This is a genomic window from Paenibacillus sp. UNC499MF, assembly GCF_900107975.1.
GTDB lineage: Bacteria > Bacillota > Bacilli > Paenibacillales > NBRC-103111 > Paenibacillus_F.
In genome coordinates this window covers 564,060-585,599 of sequence record NZ_FNVF01000002.1, presented here as the reverse complement: position 1 = coordinate 585,599, position 21,540 = coordinate 564,060, and the positions used below count along the sequence as shown (strand labels likewise).

Here is a 21,540-nt window from a genome sequence, read left to right as displayed (position 1 = left end):
ATGTGTTTGGAGAAATCGATCTCCTCAAAAAACCGATCAAGCCGCAAATTTTTCTGGCCAAACCGGACAAGGAAATTATCGCGAAGCTCAGCGAGGCCTATCCTCCCCAGCAGAACATTAAGCTGAATGCTCTTAATGATATCCGTATCCAACTGCCGTACGAGGTGGACGTTCATCACCAGCTTGTTCCCAACGAACATATTCCGTTAATTAAAGAACGGTATCTGCTGAAAGTCGTTCTTGGAGACAGCGAGGAATGGTATATCATCACCTCCCCCAGCGACGAGATGGAGGATAATGGCGACCGGAGAACGGTAACGGCCTACTCTCTGGCTTACGAGCTTTCGGATAAAATGCTGAAAGATTACAAACAGGTCTCCTATCACGCGGGTCAGATTATGAATGACCTTTTGTCCCGGACGGTATGGAGCGTCGGTTATATCGACGCCGATTTCGAGCTTGCTTACCGCGATTTCGAGTTTTCCAGCAATACGGTGCTCGATGCCGTCTATCAAGTCGCCGAGACTTACAACGCCATCGTCGAATGGGATACGGTCAACCGCAAGGTGAGTCTGATGAAGCCGGAGCTGTACGGCCTGAACAAAGGTTTGAAGTTTTCCTACGGCCATTACCTCAAACGGATGGGCCGGGAATCCAAGGCCGACGAGATGGTGACGCGGCTTAAGGGCTACGGAAAGGAAGGCTTGTCCATCGAAAGAGTGAATCCGACCGGGCAGCCTTACATCCAGGATCTCAGCTATTTTCTGTATCCGTTCAGGCGCAATGCCGCCAGAAAGGTCCTTCAGCAAAGCGACTATATGTCCGATTCGCTTTGTCACGCTCTGCTGGATTACGATGAGCTGGTAGAAGTCAATAAAGGCACATTCGAGTCATTGCTGAACCGGAAGGAACCTCTTCAAGCATCCTTATCCGCGAGACAAAACGAACTGAATGCGCTCAAAATGGAGCAATCCCAGATTACTTCACTCAAGAACAACCAGCAGTTCGATAAAAACATGTGGTTCGAGAAGTTCACATACTCGGGTCCTTCACGATCTGTCGTTACGACGCTAAAATCTTCGGTCAACCGGTATGCGGTATTCTGCAAAGTCTCGGATGTCTCAAACCTTTCCGTAACCGTAAACGGGACGCCGTCCCGGCTGAGCGCGAACGAATGGGTTTTATCCGGTAAAATCTCCGGTTCCGTGCAATCCGTCGTACAGCTTAGCGGCTCTCCAAAAGATACGGAAATTTTTATCCAGATTGCTTCGATTACCAAGGATGAATTTACGGGCACCGGCAATGACGACGTGCTCATCAATAAATACAGCCTGGATCACAAAGAAATGCAGATCGAAGCCAAAACCGCGGAGATTAAGAGTCTTCAGGACCAAATGGATCAGATTGAGGTGCAGATTACGGCGCTCAAAAAGCTCCTTTCCGCGGAACAAAATTTTACGCCCGACCAGTTAAATGAGCTGAACCCGTTCATTATCGAGAAGGAATTTGTGGATGAGAATTATATTCACGACAAAGATCTGTACAAAGATCTGATGGAAAAATTCCGTGAAATGCAGAAGCCTCAGCTGCTTTTCAATATCGACATCGTGAACTTCCTGGAGATTATCGAGGAACAGCACAATTGGGACAAACTTGTTCTCGGTGACACCGTCACGATTGAGTACGAGAAGATGAGGACGAAGGTAACCGCGCGGATTATCGAAATGGCATTTGATTACGGCAGCGGAAGTGTCGGTTTAACCATTGCGAACGTCAAAGATATTTCCGACCCCTATAAAAAAATGGAAAAGTTCATGGCGACCAGTATCGGAACTTCCGCTACGCTGAACCATAACAAAGACCGTTGGGGCAAAGCCGTCATCGACGCCAGCGAAACCAGCCAGCTCATGGAAAATTTCTGGAACAAAGTGACCCAGGAAATTAACATGGCCAACAACGAGTATGTCACCCTCGACCGCAGCGGACTTACGATCACCGATCCCGCCGATCCGAACCGCTTCCTGCGTGCGACGCACGGGTCCCTTGCCCTCACCCGCTCCGGCGGACTGAGGTACGAGACCGCCATTACTCCGGACGGAATTATAGCCGAGCGGTTAATGGGTAAAATTTTGACGACCAACCGGGTCATCATCGGGGACGACGACGGGATCTGGCTGACCGAAGGCGCCAAAACGACCATTACGGACCGCTGCGACCGCGAAGTGATGAAAATCGGCCTTATCGAGGAGAAGCCCGACCGTTTCGGCCTCACGATCAACCGTTTCGATACGCAAGACTGTTCCCTCACGTCCACTATCGTCAACAAAGTGACGCTAGATAGCGAGAACGGGCTTACGCTGGAGCGTAAACGGACCAACGGCTTCGAGAAAACACTGTACACCTCGCTCGACGGCGACTTGTTCATGAAAGGCAATTTCCAGGCCGGAGAAGGCAACCAAGTATTCAAAGTGGACAAAGACGGAGTGGCTATCGGCTCTTCCGTTTGGGCCAATGCCCCTTCCCGCTTTGACTATTACGGCAACTTTTATACGCGGGCCATGCATGCGGTAACGGCCGAAATCGAGCAATCCCAATTCAAGAACGGCCATATTGTCGGCTCCGATCTTACCATCGGTACCGGTGATCTGGCCTTCCGCGTTTTTCCCAACATCGGCATCTGGGCCGGGCATCAAAGCTTCGGCTCCGCTCCGTTTTCGGTTTCCCTGGACGGGACCCTGAAAGCCCGGAAAGCGCTAATCACGAACGGTAAAAACGAAGTGCTGGTCGATAGCGAGAAGGGTAAAATGTTCCTTCACAATTTCGATATCGAAGGAGCCGGCCGGATTGCCGCCGAGCTGCTTGCCGTCACGACTATTACGGCTGAGGACGGATACATCAGCAACCTGACCGTATCCAGGCTGAAAACACTCGGCAAAGATGCCGACGTCGGACAATTCGTCAACTTCATGGAAATTCAGGACAAACAATTCAGATGGATTACGGCGAAGGTCGAAGCCAAGGAGCAGAGCAAGGACAGCAAAGGCAATCTCCTTTATTGGACCGATGACAAGAGACAAATCTTGACTAAGGAAAAAACCAATTATATTGCCTACCAGTTTAAGCTCGGCGACATCCACGAAAAGATGATTACCGATTTCCTCAATGAAGGCGAGCACGCTCTTCCTAGGCGAGTAATTGGTGAAGGTGACGGAGGTACAAACCCGTTAACGATCAATCGGATTGATTACAATACTGGCCGTGCCTACGAGCTGAAATATAACGGCGGGCTGGATTACCGCTATGTCACCAATAATGCGCCACATGACCGGAGCCTTCAGTTTACCGACGAGAGTGTCCAACTGAATTCCCAGCTTGCCCCGATCGTAACCAAATCCAAGGATTACGTGATTAAGCTCGAAGACGAAAAGACCGGGCAGTTCAGTGTCCAGTTTGAAAATAGCTCCTCCAAATTCGTTTTCGGTCCCAACGGAGAAGTGACTCTGGTCGGCGGCAACATGACATTTACCGGCAAAAACATTTCATTCGAAGCCGACGAATTCCGCGTTACTTCGAAGGAAGTAAACTTTGTAAAGAAATAAGGTGATTGCCATGGCAGGTGTTGCCTTGGACGGTTCGACCATTGCTCCATCCACTAAAGTTGGGTTTGTGACTTATACAGAGTGGCATATGGCCTCGAATGGGTGGGGCGGTGTATACCCTTTTCCTACACCTAGAACTACCAATGCCGTTATTAACGGAAAAGTCGTATCTAATTCACATATTAGAATCAATGGAAAGCCGCTTTCGGTACAGAACGAGAACACATATGAACACTGGATAGCTTCTCCTTCGCCACAAGCAAGTCCTGGTGGATGGATTGATAGTATTATTCCCGCTCCTGACGGATCAGGCACTGGCACCGGCACCATCCAAAACAGCGGAAGCCACGTTAAGATCAATGGGGTTCCTATCGCGTTAATCGGTACCGGGGTGACCACTTGTTTGGGAACCTCGACCACTCTTAATTCCGGGAGCGACTTTGTCAACGTCATTTAAACTAGTAAAGGAGGTGATACCATGACCTTAGCCTATCTGCCTTACAACGATCCGCTACTCATTACGTTCCGGGCGGGAACGGCCCAGGACCCTTATGTGGAACGCACAGAATCGTGGATCATTATGAACACGTTAGTTCCCCTGCATGAAATTCCGTCCGAAACCCATAAGGTGCGGATCAGTGGCTTTACCGAAATTCGCAAAACGGATTTCGATAAAAATAAATCCTTGCAACAACATGAGTTTTATGTGAACTATCAAAACGGTATCGTTCAGTTCCATCCTTCCCAAGAAGGTGTCCATGTCGTTGCCCAATATAAAGGACGCGGCATTATCCAGTATCCGGCCGAGCGAATTTATGCTCATATCGGCGGAAATCCCGATGTCGTCAAGAATCTTCAGCAGATTATCGAAGAATCGCTGCAAAAAATACGCCACGCAAATATCGCCATCGGTCTCGTCAACGAGGCCATTCTGCGTTGCAAGCAGGCGACCGAACGAGCCGATCAGGCCGCGGACCAAGCCAATTTTGCTCGGGACAATGCCAATCAAGCCGCACAGGAAGCGCGAAATACCGCGAATCTTATGCGGAAGGTGTACAAGGCCCCCGTTCCCACGAAACAGCACCTGGCTTCCGCTTATCCCGCCCCCGAGGTCGGCTGGACCGTAATGGTCCAGAACAGCGGGGAGATTTACCGCTACGACGGCGCAAAATGGATGCTCATTGAGAACTGGGTGACCTCCGCCCTTCCGCGTGTTTCAGATAGTGTCGACGGCTTGATGAGCAAAGAGGATTATACCAAGTTTCATAATGAGCATGAGCTGAGAACCATTACATTCGTGCTGAACAAACCGCCGCAGCCCGGCCCTCAAAGCCAGCTCATCCGCTTCCCCCTCAAAGGTAAGGTGAAAAAAGTACACAGCTACTGTTCACGCTCGGGTTTTACGACCGACACCGAAATTATGGTCGAGAAAATCGACGAGACCAATTTACTGAACTTGAATTCCTGGACCCCTCTCACCAGCTTCCCCGTAATTATCCCCGTCAATCAGATGCTGGGATCGAATACGGCTGTTTTAAATGCCAGTGTCGATCCCCAAGACTTTTTTCGTGTAAATTTGCTTCAACTAGACCCCGATCTCAAAGGACTAACCGTCCAGGTTGAAATTCAAATCTAGTACGGCCCTATCAAGCACTAACTAAACTAATCTAGGAGTGATCTTATGCCAGCAGTAGTTCAATGGTACAATGCGACAAATACAAGTCAGGAAAACAGTTGGGATATCGGTCCCGTGGATGCGGGTACCGCATCCACGGAGAAAACTTTTTACATCTGGAACAACCGGGGCGGCACAGCAGCCGTTTCCGACATGGGGGGCTGCACCATTACTACCAAGGACAGCGCAGGTGGAAATACCGGGGAACTGGTGTTAAACAAATGGATCGAAATGAAATGCGATTCGATGAATGAAACGACCTTCTCCCCCATCGGCGGTGCCGCGATCAGAGTCATTCAGGCTGGCGGAGGAGCAGGAGCGGGAATCATCAAAGGGACCGCTAACGATGGAACGGTAGCCAACTCCGTCCCCAACTTTGCCAAAATTACCGTACGTGCCAATGTCCCGGCCAATGCCACTGCAGGGAATTATGCTTTTCTGACGCGGATCAACTATACCATCTAATGCTGATTAGAGGCCCTGTCTATCTTACAGATGGGGCCTTTTCTTTTTCATTATAGGAATCCAATACAATGGAGGTAATCCAATGTTTCAAACTATTTCCCCCTACTCTCCCGTTTCCCAATCACTCATCTGGCTGGCTGAATACGAAAACGGCGAAATTTTCAGCGAATATGAACTGGATACGAAAGCGGAACACAGCTTCATGGATATTAATCGGGAGAAGCTTCTGCGTTTCGGTCAGATCGGATCGGGTCATAAATTTTATTACGAAGTCTCCGGCGGTATTTTTAAAATTGACGACAAAATAATCGAGCTTGTCTATAAGCACGGAGATACCGAATACGCGCTTACCGGACAGCAGCAGTCTTATAGGGATGTAATCGCATATAAAAATATGGAATTTACTTTTAATCCCAATGGGGAAGCCGGCAATGGCACGGATCAGATTATCCAATATAACTTCGGTTATAAGGCGGAGCTGCACATCGAATCGGTCCAATTTCATTTTCAAATCCTGTATAAGATTCCGACGGACGGACGGTCTCCCTACTTTTATATCAAGCTGGTCAGCGATAAAACCTTGGACGGTGAGCTTGTAATCAAACGCGACGGAGTCGTTGCGGATACCGTTAACGCCCCGTTAACCAAGAACAAAGGCGGAGAAATCAATTGGTTTCTTCCATAAAGGAGGGCAGGATTATGTCAGGCTTAGGAATTAATAATTTGGAATCCATCAAGCTTCCGATACAGACCTACACGGATACGAACGGAGAAGAGCATGAAATCGACCTCAAGGTCCGGTCAAGTGATACCACTGAGTATACGTTCGAAAACCGCTCCAATACGATCCAAACTTTTTTCAAATCAAATCTATGCGGTTATTCCCCCGTTAAAGTGGAAACCGGAGACGCTTTTTTTGAATGGACACCACTGGGAGCCGGGTTTCAGGATGAGCTTGGGAACGAGCAATGGCTTGGCCGTGTAGAGAATTGCGAGGCACAGGTTGTCAAGGAGAACACCGTCTTATATCAAAATATGATTGCCGATATCGATGAAGAGTTTCAAGTTCTTGGCGGTAAGCTGAAGCATAATACGGTACTGAATTCACTTCCTGTTTATAATCAATCTCTGCCGGGAAGCGATATCGAGTTTGTTGTTGAAGGAAAAATCGATTTTTCCGAGGATGTCATCATGTATGTGCAGGAGGTGCGTCAGGAAAATGAGTTCACAACACACGAAGCTATCGTTTTTAAAGACGCGAAGGGACTAGAAATTTTTACGCTGCCTGCCCCAATCACCTACGAGATAAACGGCGCAGAACAGATCGTCTGTACGTATAGCATATCCAAACAAGAGGAGAACTTCATTTCCTTGAAAATTCGGCTGCCGTATTCGTGGCTTTCCGAACCGTCCCGTCAGTATCCCGTTGCGATTGACCCTACGTTAACGGTTGTGAATAACCCGGCAGGAGTTCCTTCGCGTGTGTATAGTGTAAAGTTTTCCGATAGCGGGAAGTATCTTGCCGTAACTGCAATTACAGGCTACCGACCTTTTGTTTACGAAATTGACCGCAGCAATAACACATTAAAGGAATTGCCCACACCAAACGGGGGATATCTGGGACGCGGCGAATATACTTCCCTTTTCTCTCCGGATGACAACCTGTTTATATACAGTGGCTACGATAACTTTCGTTTTTACAAATACGATTCTCTTAAAGGCGGTTACACAACTGAATTGATTCAGCCTGCAATTTCAAGAATTGTCGAGAACACTCGTGACCTTGCATTCTCAAATAGCAAAAACTTATTTGTTATAGCCACCTACTTTTCTTTAAGAATATATAAATATGATTCCAATACGGGACTCCTAAGTAATGAATTTATTAAAACCCTACCCAACAAACCTTTAAAAGTAGAATTTAATAAGAATGATAACTTGCTTTATACCGTATTGGAAGACGGAAGTTTTAAAATATTTAAGATCGAACCTTCCGGTACAATCGGCAGCGAAATTACTGTACCTGCGTTGCCAGGCAAGGTTACCGATTTTAATCTTTCCGAAGATATGAAATTCATTACGCTTGCTACTGAAAATTCTCCAGGTTGGTGTGTGTTTAGAAATGACCCCCTCTCTGGAATTATAGGGCAACCTATATACCCTGCCGTTCCAGCCGACTCAGCAACTAAAAAAATCAGATTCTCCAAGAGAATGAAGTATATTGTTATTGCCCAGTATCTATCAGCAAGTCTTGGACCCGCCTTGATTTTTTACAGGTTTAACTCTCTCACAGGGGAAATTGGCGAGAAAATTAAGGTTACTAATAATGTGGGATTGCCTGTAACCAATGAAAATGCCCTCCCTAAAGGATTAGAGTTTTCAAAAGACGGCATGTATCTAGGATATGCTCAGGACGGCTCGGCTACCGGGTCTTTATTTCTTTTTAAATTCTTCTTCGAACCCTACGACAACATATATTTTAAAGATGAGGCAACGTACGACTATTATTGTGATAATAACGGTAACATTAAAATGCTGCTTGACTTCGGACAAATTATTGCAGGCCAAACGACCCTTTCCAAGAAGGTTCTTATTGAAAATGCTAATGAATTCAGTGTAAACCAGCTCCAAGTTGACATTGTGAACAACAGCAGCGATTTCACGGTTGAAATGAGCAAGTCGGACAACCCTTTTATTCCTGAAACAAATCTTCTGTACTCTGGCACGATGAGTAAGATGCAGACCGTTCCTATCTATTTCAGGGTCGTCACGAAGGAGAAGGCAGCTTCGGGCGGCATGTTTGAAGTGCGTGCCAAATGCAACAAAATTTAAACCTCCAATACAATGGAAAGGTGGTGGGATATGTTTGTTATCAAAGAAACCACCCAAGCTGATTTTCAATCGGGATCATTAGACCAAGGGCTCGTAGTCACACCGTCCGGGGAATTAAAATTAGCTAACACTAATAATGTTAGTAATGTTGCTTTAAACAAACCTTATACGCAAAGCTCGGACGGAAAACTTTACGATAATGACGTCGGGGGCAGGATGCTAACCGATGGAAACATCACTTCGTCCTATTCGTATAACGACATGACCTATGTCGAAATGATTGTGGATTTGCTTCAGACAGTTCCTTTGTCGGCAATAAAGTTATACGGATCAGTCGCATCTGCCGTAAGCCCCAAAGTTATGGACGTTTCTACCAGTTTGGATGGAAAAACCTATACTTATCAAGGCACCTATGGAGATCCCAAAGCTTGGGTCATCATGCTTGATGGGGAATTCTCCAGTACGGATGCAAGATATGTAAAAATTAAGGTCTACAACGTACCTACATTTAAATATACAGTTAGAATAACCGAATGCCAAATTTTTGCCGGCCGTGAATATAAAGCCGTTCGTGAGAAAGAATACGATCTTGCCTCGCTAAAGAGTTTTAATGGAGCCTTGTTATATTGGGGAGAATATAAGCCGCTCAATACCGATATTGTAGTGGAGGCCAGCTATTCCTTCGATAATGGAGCATCGTGGAGCGCTTACGAGCAGATCGAAAACGGAAATGCCATTAAAGGCATTCCAATTGGTATGGACCTCTCGCAAACCAAAATCAAAATCAAACAAACGTTATCCACACGCGGGGTGCAGAGCCCAAAATTATTCGATTTCCGAATTTATTTTAATGACTATCCGTTAGGAAGCGGATATATTGGCATTCCCCACTATAAGACGGATTTCATTAGCGTTATTCCACCGATGTCTTCTAATACTTCTCCGCTCCCCTATTCGGTTCAGTCACTCAGCTTCGATAAAACATCGAATACATATCATTTGTTTGATGGCTCGATTGTTAATGCTGCCGCAAACCGGTATATGTACAATGGCAAAACCGACAAAATTACAATGGATGTAGGCCAGGATAACAGTTTTAAACTGGCAGCATATAAAATGATCCTCTTGAACAATTCCTCTGGCCCATCCCTATGGAGTTTGGAGGCCAGTTCGGATTCGGATACCTGGATCGAAATCGATAGGCAGACGGAAAATTGGAAAACATCTACTGTGAAAACCTGCTTGATTACTCATCCTTTTAAAGGAAACTACAGGTTTTACCGTATCAATATCCTCGACTCCTTGTACCAAAACTCCAATTATATAGCGGAGATGCAGCTGTTTGCGGAGAAAGACGGAATCGGGCACCAATTACCGGGTCAGATTTATGTAAGGCCACAGAATGATCTGCAATCGTCCATTACTATTAACAGCAATCATATAGTATTGTCTCCGATAGGCTATACGGACGTAAGCATTATCCCGCCTATGAGTTCTTATACTGCTCCTAAGCCGTTTGAAATCACGGCCTCATCCGATAGTCCGGACTCCCCGGCTTATATGGCCTTTAACGGCTCTCCGGCAGTTACTGCGCGGGAGAGCTGGTCGGTTACTTCCCCTGACGGTCTGGGCTGGATCCAGGTGTTCACCGGCTATCAAAACAGATACGTTGTAAACCGATACATGATTACGGCCGGGCCTAAGACTATTAATCATTACAGTCCAAAATCCTGGACGCTGCAGGCAAGCAATAATGGCCAAGACTGGGTCACCCTCGATACGAGAACCAACGAAACCAATTGGACTTATCCCTCCGGAAAAAACGAATATCTTGTCAATAACATGACGGCTTACGAGTACTACCGCTTTAATTTCCTGGAGACGGTATATAGTGGTGCGGCTCTTAACATCGGCGAAATCGCATTAACCCCGAACGTAACTCTGAAAGCGGTGCAAGCTTACTCCACGCTCACCGTTCCGATTCGTAGCCAGGTCACCGGTACCATTCATGTACCGCCGCATAACCGGCTCGTCGGAAAGGTCGACATAACGCCTGTTCTTCATGCCGATATGCCTTCGACGATTCAGGCCAGGCTCCATGACTCCCTCTCCGGCAGCATTCAGGTCCCTGTTCACAACCGCATGTTCGGTATATTGGATATTATTCCGCCGCCGGTCAAGAAAGCGGTTCTGCTGGCAGTGCAGGACGCCTTCGTGCGGGAAGGGGTGCCAAAGCTGAACTACGGCTCGGAGCAGGATATGTTCGCCGGATATAACGCCGGATTAAACGAGAGATACCGCTCTCTGGTCCGATTCGACTTAACCGCGCTTCCTCCGCTCCAGAAGCTCACGAAAGCGGATCTGAAGATCTTCTCCGACTATGAGAATATGCCGGAAGCTATAATCGGGCTCTATGAAGCTCAAGAGCCTTGGACGGAAGACGGCATCACTTGGGATAACCAGCCGGTATCCGCCTCTCTTCAGCTTCAAGAAAAAGCAGGCAAAACGAAAGGATACATCAAGTTCGATTTGTTGGAGCTTGTAAAGAAGTGGTACCAAGCTCCATCCAGCAACTATGGCCTTCTCTTAAAGGCACTTGATGAAACGATCGCCTACCAGCGTTTTTATACAAGAGAACAAGGTAAAACTCCGCCTCTCCTTGAGATCGAGTACCTGGATCAGAACGTGTACAGCCCAGGAAGATCCGAGCTGCGTAACAATACCCTGACCGTTCGTCAAAACGGAACGAAAAACCTTACAGGCAAAATCAGCGTGCGTGAAGTGTGGTTTAAATCGGATCTTCCCGGACGCATCCATGTACATTCACCTGATTTTATGGAATGCACCCTCTTCGTCAAAAGCGAGGTCGTCTGGGGCCGGCTTACCGTAAGGCGTAATGCCGAATCGCTGCAAACCAGCCGGCTGACCGTGAGGGTTAAAGGCGATCTTACCATGCCTTCCACTCTCCGCGTCAGTCAGCCTTCTTTCCCCGGTACAATCTGGGTCCGTCGAAATGAGGTTAAGGACCTACCTGCCTCGCTGACAGCCCGGAGAAACGAGCTGAGCCCGCTACCAGGGTCAGTCAGAATTAGCCTTCCCGCACTTCCCGGCAGTCTGGAGGTCGTTCTCGGCAGCGTAGTTTCCGGTACCTTAAAGGTTTCCCGGAAAGAACAGAGCCAGCTTAGCGGCCGCTTGACAGCGCGACAAAACGTAAGTGAGGGCCTGTCAAGTTATGTGAGAGTTTACACGAAATCCGAGCTCGGAGGCTCTATTCTCGTATCGTCGGAGTATTTCGCTTGCTTGATTACGGTCCCCAAACCCGAAATAAAAGAGCTCCGTACCTTTATTCAGGTTCGAACCAAGCTCGCAAGCGACTTGACGAGCCGCATTCAAGTTTACGACGATTCGGACGATTCGTCTTATGTCTTTATTATGTAGAGCGCCCTGCGGCGCTCTTATTTTTTTACACAGGAGTGAATGAATTGGAGCATTTAACCGTCAAATTTTTAACTTTGAAAGAACTTGGAATTTATACGGTTCCAGCCGTTATCGGTTCAATAATTACGTATCTGTTTGGAGGTTGGACACAATTGCTGGAATTTCTGCTTATGATTATGGCCGTCGATTACTCGACCGGTCTCATTGCTTCTCTTAAAGAAAAGCAGGGCCTGAACAGTGAAGTCGGATTTTGGGGACTCATCAAAAAGACGATGATGCTGCTTTCCGTTTCTATCGGCCATCAAATCGACATAGCTTTAGGAGTAAACTGGTGTATGAGCGGCTGTATTTATTTTTGGCTGGCTAACGAACTTATCTCCATTTTCGAAAATTTCGGAAGAATCGGTCTCCCGATTCCTCCCGTCTTAAAAAAAGCTCTTTCGGTTTTAAAAGGCAATCTGGACGAAAAAGATCCGCAGGCTAAAGGGTGAGCGTATATGTCTATTCCTGATGAAATTATCTCCTGCGGCGGCTACTCTATCGGCAATGCCTTCATCGCGCCATCTCCCTGGACCCGTACAAAAGAAAAAATTAAGCCCTCGGGCGGCATTATTCATTGGACGGGAAATATAGGGAAAGGGGCAAACGCCAGAGCGAACCGGAACTTTTTTAACAACCGGACCGGCTCTTACGGCAGTGCGCACCTGATCGGAGATTCGGAAGAAATCCTGGCTGCTCTGCCCTATCTCCCCGGGGAGGCCGAAATGGCCTACCATGTCGGAGCAAACACCTACTACACCCGTCAATTCGGCGCCTATCCAAACCGGACGACACTGGGCTATGAGATGTGTGTCAATGGGAACGGCAATTTTCGCGAATCTTACAAACGCGCGGTGTGGACTATGGCTCACTTATGCCGCCTGTACGGCTGGAATCCCGGAACGGATATATGCAGACATTGGGATATTACCCACAAAGACTGCCCGCTTCCTTTTCTGGACCTGTTATTTAACGATAAACATTGTGCGGGCAAAGGCTGGACATCCGCCCAAATTGCCTGGATGCGGGATAACCTGCATATAGACAACATTCAAGGCGAAGCGCTTTGGCAAAAATTCCTCGCTGAAATCGGCGAATTAACGGAATATCTAAAGAAAAACAACGGAGAACTCCTGCGAAAGGAGGATGAAGACACCATGCCTTTGTCCCTTAACGATTATGAATGGAAAATGCTGAACGCCATCTGGTCTCAAAGATATAACCGCCAAGAAATAACGGATTGGAAATGGATCGCGAAAATCCGGAACAAAGAACTGACGGCCGGTGAGTTGGCTTTTCTGAACTCGGTTGCTGCGGCCAAACAAAACGGACTGAGCATAGAACCTGAAGAGGAAGGAATGAGACCCGACAAATAACCGGATCGCAGGTATCCTATCCTACCCTATCTATCTTATTTATTAAAAAGCTGCCACGTCCATGGTGGATTTCTAAGCTGTGGATTGCAGCTCATCTGTTTTATTTTTGAATGTCAGCAGCACGACTTTTCACAAAATGATCCTTTATACCTACTAAATAAACATTATACAACCGTGAACATTTCGCTTTCCTTGCCGACTTCCCGCCGGTTAGCCACCCTTAAGGAATGAGAGCAGGATGTGCCTTTATATAAAAGCTTTAGTTACAGGATTCAAGAAGAATTCTCTATCTTTGGGAAAAAAGAAGATTGATCACCATTACGATCACAAAAACTACACGCTTTGCGAACCGTATAAGTACGTGAATATAAAACAGACAACTCAACCAAAAGCTTGTCCGCCCTAGTCTGGCATAGCCCCCGGCAAAAAAGACTGCCTCCCTATATCAAGTGCTCCGCACATGATATAGCCTTTATCCGTCGTCACTACGAGCAGCGTCGTTTTGGGCAGCTTTACTTCTATCGCAATGGCCGTATTTCCGTCCAGTTCAACGGGTTCCACTTTCATCATGATCGACACATCTCCTCGCTTCAAAATCATACGCAGTATATGCCCGGAAAGAAGTTTTGGTGCCGGAAAAACGGTGTGTATCTGAAGACCTATTTCATGCTATAGTAAGAGGACCAGATTCAGCGAGACGGAGGTCTTATGACTACTAACAAGAACCAAACATCCAAACAAGGCCATTTGTTTACCGTTAAAATTTTGATGGAAGAAGAGACGAATGGGCTTGCGCTTCAAAAGCTGCTGCAGGTCTTGAACGACGCGAATTTCAAAGATTTTTCGATTGAGCAGGGAATTGAGCTCGGCAAGCTGATCGAATTAAATACCGCTCCGATCGCTCCATCGTCCGCACCGTCTGCCGAAGCATCCGCATTGGGATATACGGCAGCATCCGGGAAACAGACATCTTCCGCTCCCGCATCTAAAGCCGGGTCGTCCGCGCCCTCCGATGCATCCGCTTCCACTCAGCACCGGCCCCAGGTACAGGACCAGCTCCGGAAAATGATCAAGGACAACACCCTGATTCGCCTTTCCATCGTTAAAGGGGCAGGCATCCGTCTCAGCCTTCCCTGCCGGGTTCTGAATTTCGACGAGGAATCGGGCAATGTCACCGTCTACCATGTGGATGAGAAGAAAGTCTACCTGTTTAAGCTCAACGAGATCGACAATATGTCTCTACATTAAAAAAAGGCCCGGCGCTTGCGCGCTCGGGCCTTTCTTGTTTCTGCAGGGAAGCGAGGCAGACCCGCGTCAAACGGACGCCCCATCGGGCGCCGGTAGCCGCTATCCCACATGCCCGTTCCTTTCGATCACGGGGATGGGGGATGGCTGACAAACGGACCCGGAACGTTCCGTAACCGTTCACCGTCCGTTTGTCTGACCGGCCGCCCCCATTTCACTGTCGATTCCCGGAGCTGCTGCAGCCAACCTCATCGTTTCCTTACTATGCAGACGAAAGCATTACCGCTTTAACTTTCGCGGCTGCCTCTCCATGTCCGCAGCCTCATCGACTGCTCCGGACCGCACCGTCTTAGCCGGCTTAAGCCTCCTTAAGTCTCCCTGCGCTGCAGGTGATCCGGCGCAGCATGGAGCCCATCTTGTCCGGCGTAAGCGGCGGGCTGAACCAGTAGCCCTGTACCTCATGGCACTGATTGCGGTGCAGGAAGGAAAGCTGTTCCTCCGTCTCCACGCCTTCGGCGATCACTTTCAAGTTCAAATGCCGCGTCATGGAAATAATCGTGGCGACGATGGCGGCGTCGCTCGGATCCTCCATGATGTCCCGGACAAAGGAACGGTCGATCTTCAGCCGGTCGACCGGAAATCTTTTCAAATACGACAGGGAACTGTAGCCCGTGCCGAAATCGTCGATGCTCACCTGGACACCGAGCTGCTTAAGCTCCAGAAGCGAAGCGATGGCATGCTCCACGTCCATGGTCATGCTTTCCGTAATCTCCAGCTCCAGGAAGTGGGGCGCCAGCCCCGTATGCTGCAGCACCTGGTCGACCTTCGTCTTCAGGTTGTGCTGAAGGAACTGCCGGGAGGACAAGTTCACGGATACCGGAACTTTCGGAAGGCCGGCATCCTGCCAGGCCTGGTTCTGCTGGCACGCTTCGTGCAGCACCCACTCCGAGATGGGCACGATAAGTCCCGACTGCTCCGCAAACGGGATAAAATCCCCCGGCGGAATAAACCCCTTTTGGGGATGGTTCCAGCGGATAAGGGCCTCCATCCCGACGATCTGACCGCTTTCGATTTCGACCTGAGGCTGATAGTGCAGCACGAATTCGTTGTTTGTAATGGCGCGCCTCAAGTCGTTTTCCAGTTGGAGCTTTTGGAGCGAGACCGATCTCATTTCAGAGTTAAAAATCTGGATATCGCTTTTTCCGTTCTCCTTGGCCCGGGTCACGGCCATATTCGCATGCTTCATCAGCGTATCCGCATCCTCGCGCTCGCGCGACAACAGCGAGATGCCGATGCTTGCCGTGACGTGCAGCTCATACTGTTCCAGCATGAAAGGCTCCTCAAGCACGGTCAGCAGCCGGGCGCCGATCTGCAGGGCCTGCTCCCGCCCTTGAATGCCCGTGTAGAAGAAGGCGAATTCGTCGCCTTCCGTCCGGGCGATAAAGTCGTTATCCGAGACGCACCGGGTGAACCGCTCCGCCACCTGAAGCAGCAGCATGTCGCCGTAGTCGTAACCGAAGCAGTCGTTGAACAGCTTGAAGCCGTCGATGTCGACGTACATGACCGCGACTCGCTGATGATGGCTCTCCGCCAGAAGCAGCGCCTCGGTAAGCTGTTCTTTATACAGCCGCCGGTTCGGCAGGCCCGTCATATCGTCATAATAGGCCATATGCCGGAACTGCTCGTCGGCTCTCCGCCGCTCCGTAATGTCCTGGAACATGAACAGGAACCGTCTGCTTGCCCCCTGCGTCTCGAGCGGAACGCCCGTGGCGGACAAGTCGATCCGGTATCCGCTCCGGTGAAGCACCGGGATATCGAACAACTGCGGCGCCCCTGTCCGCAAATCTCCGTAGCGCTGCCTGAGCGTACCCTGGTGCTCGTCGGACACGTAGGCTCCGAAAGAATGCCCGACCAGCTGCTCGTTCGTCGCCCCGAGAAGCCTCTCCATGGTCCGGCTTACCCGGGTTAATTTGCCGTGCTCATCCGTTACGCTTATCGCGTTCGGGCTGTAATCGAATAAAGTGTCCAGCAATCGGGAGGATTCATCCGCAACCGGCGGATCCACCGGCGGCTTGTTGTCCAATGCCGTAAGTCCTTCCTGCCGGGAAGCAGCGGGGTTGCCGCGCTTGTTAACGGCATACAGCGCCCCCGCCAGTACGGCAGAAGCTCCCAGGCAGATCCAGACTGCGTAGGCTCTCAGCAGCACACTTCCGATCACGATAACTGCCGCATACCCGCCTAAGAGAACCGGTATCATTTCCGCTTTTCCTCCATTTCGCTGCTTTCTCTGTTTATGGGCAGCCGAACATACACGGTCGTCCCTTCCCCCGTTACGCTTTCAATCTGAAGGGTGCCTTTGTGCTCTTCCACTATTTTGCGGCTGACCATCATGCCCAGCCCGCTGCCCTGATCTTTGGTCGTATAGAAGGGCACTCCGATTTGGTCGATCAGATCCTGCGGTATCCCGCTTCCCTGATCCGTAATGGCGAAACAAATCGTCTCCTCCGCCTGCTCCTGGAGCCGGATCGTGATAAGTCCTCCGTCCGGCATAGCCTCAATCGCGTTTTTCAATAAATTCACGAACAACTGCTTCAGCTGATTCTCGGCACCCATCATGCTTGACAGGCCGCCGTCCACCTCCGTCACGAATTCGACGTTCTTGAGAATAGCCTGCGCTTCGAGGAGCGCCAGCACATGCCGGATCACAAGCTCCGGATTCAACCAGGCGAATTCGGACGCTTTGGGCTTGGCGAGCATGAGCAGTTCCGAAAGGATGAGATCGATCCGGTTCAGCTCGGACATCATGATCTCGTAGTATTCCTGCTTCCCCTCCGCTCCGGACTGTAGAAACTGGGTAAAACCTTTCAGAGCCGTCAGCGGATTCCGGATTTCATGGGCGACACCCGCGGCAAGCTGGCCTACGGCCGACAGCTTCTCGGACGTTCTCAGCCGTTCCTCCGTATCCCTGCGCCTCGTGACGTCTTTGGCAATCGCGTAAATCCCTTCGACGCGGCTGCCTACCTGAATCGGAAGCGTATTGACTTCCACGGTGATCCAGCTCCCGTCCTTGCGCGAGACGTTGAATTCGCCTGTCCGCGAACTGCCGCTTTTCGCCGCTTTGAAAAGCTTGGCCGCCGTGTCCAGATCCCCCGGAAAAATAAATCTTTCGCAGGGATGCCCCGCCAATTCGCCCGTCTCGTATCCCGTGACCTGCCTCAGCGTGGAATTAATGTTGACAATGTGCCCCTTCATATCCAGAATGCAGACGATGTCGGGATTATACTCGAAAAGCGGCCCGAGCTCCTGGCGGCTCCGCTCCAGCTTTTCCTCCATGGCCTTCCGGCCCGTCAAATCCTGCAGCTGCACATAATAGACGAAGGACCCGTCCGTATCGGGAAGAAGAGACACGTTCAGCATCGCCCAGACCCAGTGTCCGTCTTTGTGCCGGAACCTCTTCTCCGTCTGCAGTCTTTTCGTTGCGGCCAGTTCCTTCCACCGGTTTACCCAGTCCTCCGTGTCGACCGCCGCGTAAACGATATCGTCCTTGTTCATCCCGAGAAGCTCCCGGCGCGTATAGCCCAGCATCCGGCTGAGCAATTCGTTGACTTCAAGAATATCTCCCTGCTGATTCACTACCGCCATCCCGACCAGGGCCTCTTTGAACGCGTAAGCAAACACGGGAATCATAGCGGGTGCGATAAAGCCCGATTCATTATCCTCATCTGGACTGAATGACTTATACATCCGGTATTCCTTTCAACCAAAAGGATTTGGGGTTGCCGACCGGAACGGGAAAATGATCCTGCGAATCCGCCCTCAATCGACATTTTTGTCTTTCGTCAAACACCTGAATCGACAAGTAAACATGCAAATGGTAACAACTTCTACGCACTAGGTAAATTTTCCTGCTATTATTTAAGTCCCTTACAAAAAAGAAAAGAGCCGGAATAAATCCGGCCCTTATTTCATAGCGGCAATCGCGAACAAAACCCAGCCTGTCAGGAAAGCGACCCCGCCGAACGGCGTAATGGCCCCTAACACTTTGATTCCGGACAAGCTCATCACATAGAGGCTTCCGGAAAATAAAATAATTCCGATCACGATCGCCCAGCCCGAGGCATTGACCAGGGACTGATTCTGCGTCAGACGATCCGCCGCGAGGCCGATCGCGATAAGACCGACCGCATGAATCATATGATACTGCACGCCGGTCTGGTAGACGGCAAGCATATCCGCACTGATTTTCGTTTTCAGCATATGAGCGCCGAAAGCGCCCAGCGCCACCGCCAAAAACATATTGATACTTCCCAGCATCATGAATAAACGCATCATGTCTCCATTCTCCTTTGTAAGCAAAGTCGTCTCTCTCATGATAGCCGATTATCCGCCAAGAATCCAATCGGGATACGGTTTTCCGCCGCCTTGCCGGCTCTGCCGGAGCCTCGCGGATTACTCCGTTTCACCCACGTCGTGCTGCCCGATGATGAGCACCTGCGGCTCCAGGTAGGCACGGGTCGTGAACGGGTGCTGAAGCATGTCCACTTCGATGTCGACCACCTTAAAGCGGGCCGATTCGATGCCTTCCCTCTTGTCGTACACGACTTCGAATTTCTTCAGGCCGAGCGAATGCGTAACGACCGAAGCGCCTACCGTCAGCGCGGCCCCTTCGATTTCTCCATGTACAAAAAGCTGCTCCGTCAGCGCTTCGTTGTTCATATCGACGATTTTAACCCATTGACAAATGCTGCATTTCATTTTAAAAGTCCCCTCTCTCTGCAAAGCCTGCATGGTTCCAAAATTCGACAACTCTCCGGAAGATTCCTTCCTGGAGCATGCCGTTCCCAAGCAAAAAAATCGTCCCGAAGCAGCCACGGGGGCGGCGTTCGGGACGATTCCGTTTTTTCCTTATTTCGACGAAACCGTGGCGGCTTCGGCTTCTTTATTTTCAATCACGACACTCTCGTGCTTGATCTCGACATGCGGCTTCACCTTGCGGATAAAGAAGGCCATGATGAGAGCGGCCACCGTCATCCAAGTCGCCACGACGAAGGAATGGTTGATGCCGTAGATCGCGGACTGCTGGGCGATCTCCGCCATTTTGACCTTGTCGGCGGGATTAATGCCGCCCGCGGCAACGAGCTCCGCTCCGTGGGACTTCGACGCATTGGTCATAATGGATACAAGCAGAGCGGTCCCGATGGCGCCTGCCACGTTCCGGAGCGTCTGCGACATGGCCGAGCCGTGCGCGTTCAGACGCTGCGGAAGCTGGTTCATCCCTGCCGTCTGGATCGGCATCATCAGCATCGACATGCCGAAGCTGCGGATCGTGTAGAGCAGAATGAGCGTGGTATACGTCGTATCAATGGTAAGCTTGCTGAATTCGTAAGTTGTCACGGCCGTGATCAGCAGGCCGATAACCGAAAGCCAGCGGGCTCCGACTTTATCGAAGATAATCCCCGTAATCGGAGACATGATACCCATCAGGATCGCGCCCGGAAGAAGCAGAAGTCCGGATTCGAAAGGCGTAAATCCGCGGATATTTTGCAGATAAAGCGGGAGAAGGATCATCCCGGAGAACATGGCCATCGTAACAATGACGTTAATGACAGTCGTGAGGGAATACATGTTGAATTTGAAAACACGGAATTCCAGAATCGGCTTCTCGGTCACCAGCTCGCGCCAGATGAACAAGATCAGCGAAACGGCTCCGACAGCCAGGCAGGTCACGACAACCGTGCTGTCCCATCCGTCTTTACCCGCGTCGCTGAAGCCGTACAAGAGTCCTCCGAAACCGAGGGTCGAAAGGATGACGCCGAGAACGTCAAGGCGCGGCTTGGACGTGCGCGTCACGTTTTTAAGCGATACGGCTCCGAAGACCAGAGCGAATAAAGAAAGCGGGATAATGATGTAGAACAGGGCGCGCCAGTTGTAATGCTCCATAATCCAGCCGGACAGCGTGGGGCCGATCGCCGGGGCGAAAATCATCGCGACGCCCATCATGCCCATCGCTTTGCCGCGTTCCTCTACGGGGAAGATCGTCAGGAAGACGATCGACATCAGCGGCATAAGCACGCCGGCGCCTGCCGCCTGGACAAGACGGCCGGTCAGCAGCAGCTCGAACCCGGGGGCGAAGCCGCTTATGACCGTGCCCAGCGTAAATAAGCCGACTGCGGCGATAAACAGCTTCCGCGTCGTAAACCGCTCGATCAGAAAGGCGCTGATCGGGACGAGAACACCGCTGACCAGCATATAGCCGTTGGACAGCCACTGGATGGTGTTCTCGTTTACGTGGAGATCCTTCATCATGCCCGGCAGGGCGACGTTGAGGAAGGTTTGGCTGAGCAGGGCGACGAACGCTCCGATCAGCAGGGAGGCCACAATGGGGCCCCGCTTAAATTTGGGTGCTTCTGTACTCATGGGTTTCTTCATCTCTCACTTTCTGTAAAATGTCTAAGATTTGTGTATTGATACGCTCCAGCTGCCGCTGATCCTCTTCGGATACCGAAGCGAGAATATACAATCGGTCCATGTGGTCCCGTTCGACCAGGTTCCACTGTTCCAGCCCTTTCTCCGTCAGCTTGAGCATCACGGACCTGCGGTCCGTCTCCGAACGTTCCCGGGAAACGAGCCCCGCTTTGACCAGACGGTCCACAATCCCGCTCGTCGTGCTGGTCCCCAGCAGAATATGCTCGCTCAGTTCCCCCAATCCGATACGAGGATGCTCCTTCAGATTTTTCAGGGTGAGCAGTTGGACCGGCGTCAAGCCATACAGCTGGGCCGCTTTCATCAAGACTTGGAAAAAAGCATGATTAACTTCCCGGTACGATTGAAATATCCGGTGACTGCGTTCCTGTTTCTCCAATGCCGATTC

At 50.1% G+C, this 21,540-nt stretch carries 16 protein-coding genes and 1 pseudogene; 10 read left to right on the top strand and 7 right to left on the bottom strand.

Annotated features, from left to right (window positions below; all coding sequences use genetic code 11):
• The first annotated feature begins 2 nt into the window (after nt 1-2).
• From C4S74_RS07730 to C4S74_RS07695, 9 genes are all read left to right on the top strand, one after another.
• Nucleotides 3-3,599, top strand: a complete 3,597-nt coding sequence (locus tag C4S74_RS07730) for a phage tail spike protein (RefSeq protein ID WP_103994756.1) — start codon at nt 3-5, stop codon at nt 3,597-3,599.
• 10 nt (nt 3,600-3,609) lie between these two features.
• On the top strand, nt 3,610-4,056 hold the full coding sequence (locus C4S74_RS26220; protein ID WP_146065482.1) for a hypothetical protein: 447 nt from the start codon (nt 3,610-3,612) through the stop codon (nt 4,054-4,056).
• A 21-nt stretch (nt 4,057-4,077) separates the two neighbouring features.
• The gene (locus C4S74_RS07725; protein WP_103994755.1) at nt 4,078-5,235 is read left to right on the top strand and encodes a hypothetical protein; all 1,158 of its coding nucleotides are present in this window, start codon (nt 4,078-4,080) and stop codon (nt 5,233-5,235) included.
• Between the two features lie 45 nt (nt 5,236-5,280).
• Nucleotides 5,281-5,739 (top strand): hypothetical protein, encoded by a 459-nt coding sequence (locus C4S74_RS07720; protein WP_103994754.1) that lies wholly within the window; start codon nt 5,281-5,283, stop codon nt 5,737-5,739.
• Between the two features lie 82 nt (nt 5,740-5,821).
• Nucleotides 5,822-6,424 (top strand): hypothetical protein, encoded by a 603-nt coding sequence (locus C4S74_RS07715; protein WP_103994753.1) that lies wholly within the window; start codon nt 5,822-5,824, stop codon nt 6,422-6,424.
• Between the two features lie 14 nt (nt 6,425-6,438).
• Nucleotides 6,439-8,571 (top strand): WD40 repeat domain-containing protein, encoded by a 2,133-nt coding sequence (locus tag C4S74_RS07710; protein ID WP_103994752.1) that lies wholly within the window; start codon nt 6,439-6,441, stop codon nt 8,569-8,571.
• 30 nt (nt 8,572-8,601) lie between these two features.
• A complete protein-coding gene (locus C4S74_RS07705) occupies nt 8,602-12,009 on the top strand; it encodes a DNRLRE domain-containing protein (RefSeq protein WP_181024337.1) in 3,408 nt (1,135 codons plus the stop codon).
• A 35-nt stretch (nt 12,010-12,044) separates the two neighbouring features.
• Nucleotides 12,045-12,500: a holin family protein gene (locus C4S74_RS07700; protein ID WP_258042424.1), complete on the top strand. Its 456-nt coding sequence runs from the start codon at nt 12,045-12,047 to the stop codon at nt 12,498-12,500.
• Nucleotides 12,501-12,506: 6 nt separating this feature from the next.
• Complete coding sequence (locus C4S74_RS07695) at nt 12,507-13,424, top strand: N-acetylmuramoyl-L-alanine amidase family protein (protein ID WP_103994750.1); 918 nt, start codon at nt 12,507-12,509, stop codon at nt 13,422-13,424.
• Between the two features lie 438 nt (nt 13,425-13,862).
• On the opposite strand, the pseudogene C4S74_RS26445 reads toward C4S74_RS07695, so the two are convergent.
• Nucleotides 13,863-13,994, bottom strand: a pseudogene (locus C4S74_RS26445) (DUF1805 domain-containing protein); the annotation flags it as partial.
• 138 nt (nt 13,995-14,132) lie between these two features.
• Here C4S74_RS26445 and C4S74_RS07690 point away from each other — a divergent pair.
• Entirely contained in the window at nt 14,133-14,672 is a 540-nt protein-coding gene (locus C4S74_RS07690; RefSeq protein WP_258042423.1) for a hypothetical protein, read from the top strand.
• A gap of 355 nt (nt 14,673-15,027) precedes the next feature.
• Here C4S74_RS07690 and C4S74_RS07685 read toward each other — a convergent pair whose 3' ends face one another.
• The 6 genes from C4S74_RS07685 to C4S74_RS07660 all read right to left on the bottom strand — a co-directional run bounded on the left by C4S74_RS07685 (nt 15,028) and on the right by C4S74_RS07660 (nt 21,531).
• Nucleotides 15,028-16,926, bottom strand: a complete 1,899-nt coding sequence (locus tag C4S74_RS07685; protein WP_103994749.1) for a bifunctional diguanylate cyclase/phosphodiesterase — start codon at nt 16,924-16,926, stop codon at nt 15,028-15,030.
• Nucleotides 16,923-18,413: a PAS domain-containing sensor histidine kinase gene (locus C4S74_RS07680; RefSeq protein WP_103994748.1), complete on the bottom strand. Its 1,491-nt coding sequence runs from the start codon at nt 18,411-18,413 to the stop codon at nt 16,923-16,925. The genes C4S74_RS07685 and C4S74_RS07680 overlap by 4 nt, the downstream gene beginning before the upstream one ends.
• 216 nt (nt 18,414-18,629) lie before the next feature.
• Complete coding sequence (locus C4S74_RS07675; protein ID WP_103994747.1) at nt 18,630-19,001, bottom strand: DUF423 domain-containing protein; 372 nt, start codon at nt 18,999-19,001, stop codon at nt 18,630-18,632.
• A 117-nt stretch (nt 19,002-19,118) separates the two neighbouring features.
• Nucleotides 19,119-19,424, bottom strand: coding sequence for a hypothetical protein (locus C4S74_RS07670; protein WP_103994830.1), 306 nt, complete (start codon nt 19,422-19,424; stop codon nt 19,119-19,121).
• A 150-nt stretch (nt 19,425-19,574) separates the two neighbouring features.
• Complete coding sequence (locus C4S74_RS07665) at nt 19,575-21,086, bottom strand: DHA2 family efflux MFS transporter permease subunit (RefSeq protein WP_103994746.1); 1,512 nt, start codon at nt 21,084-21,086, stop codon at nt 19,575-19,577.
• A complete protein-coding gene (locus tag C4S74_RS07660; RefSeq protein WP_103994745.1) occupies nt 21,061-21,531 on the bottom strand; it encodes a MarR family winged helix-turn-helix transcriptional regulator in 471 nt (156 codons plus the stop codon). The genes C4S74_RS07665 and C4S74_RS07660 overlap by 26 nt, the downstream gene beginning before the upstream one ends.
• Between the last annotated feature and the right edge of the window lie 9 nt (nt 21,532-21,540).

Coding starts and splice junctions, on each gene's coding strand:
- C4S74_RS07710 (WP_103994752.1), top strand. CDS start 6,439: ATGTCAGGCTTAGGAATTAATAATTTGGAATCCATCAAGCTTCCGATA.
- C4S74_RS07705 (WP_181024337.1), top strand. CDS start 8,602: ATGTTTGTTATCAAAGAAACCACCCAAGCTGATTTTCAATCGGGATCA.
- C4S74_RS07725 (WP_103994755.1), top strand. CDS start 4,078: ATGACCTTAGCCTATCTGCCTTACAACGATCCGCTACTCATTACGTTC.
- C4S74_RS07720 (WP_103994754.1), top strand. CDS start 5,281: ATGCCAGCAGTAGTTCAATGGTACAATGCGACAAATACAAGTCAGGAA.
- C4S74_RS07670 (WP_103994830.1), bottom strand. CDS start 19,424: ATGAAATGCAGCATTTGTCAATGGGTTAAAATCGTCGATATGAACAAC.
- C4S74_RS07680 (WP_103994748.1), bottom strand. CDS start 18,413: ATGTATAAGTCATTCAGTCCAGATGAGGATAATGAATCGGGCTTTATC.
- C4S74_RS26220 (WP_146065482.1), top strand. CDS start 3,610: ATGGCAGGTGTTGCCTTGGACGGTTCGACCATTGCTCCATCCACTAAA.
- C4S74_RS07675 (WP_103994747.1), bottom strand. CDS start 19,001: ATGATGCGTTTATTCATGATGCTGGGAAGTATCAATATGTTTTTGGCG.
- C4S74_RS07715 (WP_103994753.1), top strand. CDS start 5,822: ATGTTTCAAACTATTTCCCCCTACTCTCCCGTTTCCCAATCACTCATC.
- C4S74_RS07695 (WP_103994750.1), top strand. CDS start 12,507: ATGTCTATTCCTGATGAAATTATCTCCTGCGGCGGCTACTCTATCGGC.
- C4S74_RS07685 (WP_103994749.1), bottom strand. CDS start 16,926: ATGATACCGGTTCTCTTAGGCGGGTATGCGGCAGTTATCGTGATCGGA.
- C4S74_RS07665 (WP_103994746.1), bottom strand. CDS start 21,086: ATGAGTACAGAAGCACCCAAATTTAAGCGGGGCCCCATTGTGGCCTCC.
- C4S74_RS07690 (WP_258042423.1), top strand. CDS start 14,133: ATGACTACTAACAAGAACCAAACATCCAAACAAGGCCATTTGTTTACC.